Consider the following 4,186-nt stretch of genomic DNA (forward strand, 5'->3'; position numbering starts at 1 on the left):
CGCCGGCTGGGCCGTGCGGCGGACCTGCCCTCTACCCTGGGCGGGGCGGCGGCCTTCAACGTGGCCAACATCCTGGCGGCTGCGGCGGCCTGCTACGGCGTGGGCTTGCCTCCGGAGCGGATCGGGGCGGCCCTGGGCAGCTTCACATCCAGCTACGAGCAGAATCCCGGTCGCCTCAACATCTGCGACCAGCACGGCTTCCGGATCATCATGGACTACGCCCACAACCCGGACGGCCTTCGCGCCCTCGGCGCCCTCGTGGCGGCGATCCGGCCCGCCGGGGGACGGACCATCGCCATGATCAGCATCCCCGGCGACCGGCGGACGCAGGAGATCGTCGCCATGGGCGAGATCAGCGCGAGCTTCTTCGACGAAGTCGTCTTCAGGGAGACGCCCGACAACCGCGGTCGTCCCGCCGGGGACGTGATCCGCCTCCTCGCGGAAGGCGCGCTGCGCAGCGGCGCGGACGCGTCACGTTTCCGCGGCGTGCAAAAGGAGGATGAGGCCGTGGCTGCATGCCTTGAAGCGGCGAGACCCGGGGACCTCGTCGTCCTGACGCCGACCCGTATCGAAGCGGTGTGGGCGCAAATCCTGGCCTTCCGTCCTTCCTTCCCGTCCTCGGCCCTGGGCCTGAATGCGCCCGGCGTCATCCTGGAGCCTCCCCATGGGTAAGGGCCCCCTGATCATCATCGGCGGGCATGAGGACAAGACCGGCGAGCGAGTCATCCTCAGCGAGGTCGCCCGGCGCCTCGACGGCGGCAAGCTGGTGATCGCGACCATCGCCTCCCATGAACCCGAAGGCTATTTCGACAGCTATCGGGAAGGCTTCAAGGGCCTCGGCGTCGGGGAACTGATCGAGCTCTACGTCGAGGACCGCGCCGAAAGCCATGAGCAGGACCTTCTCGACCGGCTTGACGGCGCCGCGGGCGTCTTCTTCAGCGGCGGCGACCAGCTCAGGCTCGCCAGCCAGATCGGCGACACGCCGATCGAGCGGCGCATTCGCGATCTCCATGCGCGCGGGGGCCTGATCGCAGGCACGTCGGCGGGGGCTTCGGTGATGAGCGAGACCATGCTGGTCAAGGGACCGAGCGCGGAGTCCTACAGGATCGGCGAGGTGCACATGGCTCCGGGACTGGGCCTGCTCCCCAATGTCATCATCGACCAGCATTTCGCCGAAAGGGGACGGTTCGGCCGGCTGCTGGGCGCGGTGGCTCACAATCCGCGGCTCATGGGGCTGGGCGTCGACGAAAACACGGCTGTGGTGGTCGAGCATGGGCGGTTGAGGGTGCTCGGCGACGGCGCCGTCTATGTCGTCGACGGGGAGGATGCGACCCATTCCAATATCTCGGAAGGCGGCGCCGAGGACGCCCTGTCCATGTTCGACGTGCGCCTCCACGTCCTGGCCCGGGACGACGGCTTCGACCTCGCCCGCCGTCGTCCGCAGCGCGCGCCCCCGGGAGAGAAGGGCGGGAGCGGGGATTCGCAGTGACCTGAACCCGACACGTCGGCCCCGGCGCCGGTCGCGAGGGTTAGCCTCCTGAACCGACTGCAAGGAGGGACGCCGACATGACCAATGCTGACGACGTCTGGCGCGACGTCTTCGTGACAGGCCTCAAGAACGCCCACGCCGTGGAAAACCAGGCCCTGGCCCTGATGGATCGCCAGATCGACCGGGCCCGGAACTTCACCGAGGTAGCCGCCAGGCTGAAGGCCCACCGTCTCGAGACCGAGGGACAGATCCTCCGTCTGGAGACCCTGCTGGACGGCTTCGACGAGAAGCCGTCGGGCCTCAAGGACGCCGCCCTCTCGCTTGGCGGCAATCTGGCGGCCATGAGCCACAGCTTCGCCGAAGACGAGATCCTGAAGAACGCCTTCGCCAACTACGCCTTCGAGAACTTCGAGGCGGCCTCCTACCGGGCCCTGATCCTTCTGGCTCAGAGCGGAGGTTATGAGGCGGCCTATGACCCCCTCGCCGCCACCCTCGAGGAAGAGGTGCGCATGGCGCGCTGGGTCGACGAAAGCCTGCCCATGCTGGTCGAGAAACACCTCGAGCTCAGACGCGCCGGCGAAAACGCCAGCCGCTGAACCCTTTAGCTTTGATTTCAAATATATACATAAAATCAACAGGATAAATCTATCATGTTCATGCATAACAAGAAGCTGATGTATACGGTGCGGGTCGCCGAACCTAATCCGGCCCTGGCCACTCTCATGCTCGAACAGTTCGGCGGACCCCAGGGTGAGCTGGCCGCCGCCATGCGCTACTTCACCCAGGGGCTGGCTGACGAGGACGTGGGGCGTCGCGACCTACTGATGGACATCGCCACGGAGGAGCTGAGCCACCTCGAGATCATCGGCTCCATCGTCGCCATGCTCAATCGCGGGGCCAAGGGGAAGCTCGCGGAAGCCGCCGAGGAGGAAGCGGACCTCTACGCCAGCATGACCTCGGGCGGCGAAAGCCACACCATGTCCATCCTCTATGGCGGCGGCACGGCCCTGATCAACTCCGCCGGCGTGCCCTGGACAGCGGCCTATATCGACTCCATCGGCGATCCGGCCTGCGATCTGCGCTCCAATATCGCCGCCGAATCCCGGGCCAAGATCGTCTATGAGCGGCTGATCAACGTCACCGATGATGCTGGAATCAAGGACGCCCTGACCTTTCTCATGACGCGGGAGGTGGCCCACCAGAAGTCCTTCGAGAAGGCGCTCTACGCTATCCCCGCCAACTTCCCGCCCGGCAAGCTTCCCGGTCATCCGGACTTCGCCGACAAATACTACAACATGTCCCAGGGGGAGGGGGACGCGAGCGGGTCCTGGAACGAGGGCGATCAGTGGGAGGTCGTGGACGATCGCGAAGCCCAGGCGGCGGTGGACGGCGGCGCGGGCGACGCCTCGGTCAAGCTGTCGGCGGCTGACAAGAAGACGGTTCAGGCCTTCGCGGCCCGCACCCAGTCCGATCCTTCAGCCAATCCGATCACCGGGGCCGATCTCGGCGCCGGCCCCGGGGCCGGGCGCACAACGCCCATGGAGGCTCTGGCCTAGCGAGGATTGCGGGACATGCGGGCGCTCCGTGGCGCCCGCATGCCCCGCCGCCGAGAGGCGGAGCGCTGCAAGACGCACGAGGAGCAAGAGCATGACCGATCCATTCCGTGCCCACAGGGGCGCCGCCAGACCGACGGCTCTGGTGACCGGCGCCTCCTCGGGCATAGGCTATGAATTGGCCCGGCTGCTGGCGGAGGACGGCTATGACCTGATCCTGGCCGCTGACGAGGACCTGTCAGATGCTCGGGAGGGTCTTGAAGCCGTGGGCGCGAACGTGGAAGCCGTGCAGGTCGACCTGGCGACGGAAGCTGGGATAGCGGCCCTGTGGGCCCTGGTCGGCGAGCGTCCCATCGACGTCCTGGCGGCCAATGCGGGTCATGGCCTGGGCGGCGCCTTCCTTGATCAGGACCTGGCCGACATCCTTCATGTGGTGAACACCAATATTACGGGGACGCTCCGGCTCGCCTATCTGACCGGGCGCAGAATGAGGCAGAGGGGCGAAGGCCGAATCCTTTTCACCGGCTCCATCGCCGGCCTCATGCCGGGCAGCTTCCAGGCGGTCTATAACGGGAGCAAGGCCTTCGTAGACAGCTTCTCCTTCGCCCTGCGCAACGAGCTCGAGGACAGCGACGTCACGGTCACCGTCCTCATGCCCGGCCCGACGGATACGGACTTCTTCAGGCGGGCGGGCATGATAGCCACTAAGGTCGGTCAGGACGCGCACAAGATGGATCCAGCCGAAGTGGCGCTTCAGGGCTATGAAGCCCTGAAGCGCGGCGCCGGCGACGTGGTCGCGGGACTGGGCAACAGGCTCCAGGCCGCCGTGGCGGCGGTGACGCCGCAAACCATGCTGGCAGAGCAGCATCGCAGGATGGCGGAGCCGGGGTCGGACGAAGACGGGCCGGGGTGAGGCCGGGCCCCTGCGCCTGGCGGACGGCGTGAGACGCTTCGTTCCGGTTGAGCGCTTCGCCCTGTCTTTATCCGGCCGGGATCGTTCCTTGAGGCGCGCTGGAGACCTCATCCAGGAGGCCGGGAACCTGATCCGGCAGTTCAGACGCGAGGAAACCGAGCGGCCCGATATTAGACGCGAGCCGCCGGCCGGCCGCCGCGTGGATATAGACGCCCCACTGGGCGGCCTGGA

5 protein-coding genes are annotated in these 4,186 nt (G+C 66.9%); all 5 read left to right on the top strand.

The window, feature by feature from the left end:
- Positions 1-672: glutamate ligase domain-containing protein (locus RT567_RS14165; protein ID WP_313576917.1), on the top strand; the 672-nt coding region annotated here is incomplete at its 5' end.
- Positions 665-1,489, top strand: coding sequence for a cyanophycinase (locus tag RT567_RS14170; RefSeq protein WP_313576918.1), 825 nt, complete (start codon positions 665-667; stop codon positions 1,487-1,489). The genes RT567_RS14165 and RT567_RS14170, both read left to right, overlap by 8 nt.
- Positions 1,490-1,566: 77 nt before the next feature.
- A complete protein-coding gene (locus tag RT567_RS14175; protein WP_313105085.1) occupies positions 1,567-2,085 on the top strand; it encodes a ferritin-like domain-containing protein in 519 nt (172 codons plus the stop codon).
- A gap of 54 nt (positions 2,086-2,139) precedes the next feature.
- Positions 2,140-3,045 (top strand): manganese catalase family protein, encoded by a 906-nt coding sequence (locus tag RT567_RS14180; RefSeq protein ID WP_313576919.1) that lies wholly within the window; start codon positions 2,140-2,142, stop codon positions 3,043-3,045.
- A 91-nt stretch (positions 3,046-3,136) separates the two neighbouring features.
- On the top strand, positions 3,137-3,955 hold the full coding sequence (locus tag RT567_RS14185; RefSeq protein ID WP_313576920.1) for an SDR family NAD(P)-dependent oxidoreductase: 819 nt from the start codon (positions 3,137-3,139) through the stop codon (positions 3,953-3,955).
- Positions 3,956-4,186 lie beyond the last annotated feature (231 nt).

The organism is Brevundimonas sp. (assembly GCF_032107865.1).
Classification (GTDB): Bacteria; Pseudomonadota; Alphaproteobacteria; order Caulobacterales; family Caulobacteraceae; genus Brevundimonas.

Excerpts from the sequence above, each read along its gene's own strand:
- RT567_RS14185 (WP_313576920.1), top strand. The coding sequence starts at position 3,137 with ATGACCGATCCATTCCGTGCCCACAGGGGCGCCGCCAGACCGACGGCT.
- RT567_RS14180 (WP_313576919.1), top strand. The coding sequence starts at position 2,140 with ATGTTCATGCATAACAAGAAGCTGATGTATACGGTGCGGGTCGCCGAA.
- RT567_RS14175 (WP_313105085.1), top strand. The coding sequence starts at position 1,567 with ATGACCAATGCTGACGACGTCTGGCGCGACGTCTTCGTGACAGGCCTC.
- RT567_RS14170 (WP_313576918.1), top strand. The coding sequence starts at position 665 with ATGGGTAAGGGCCCCCTGATCATCATCGGCGGGCATGAGGACAAGACC.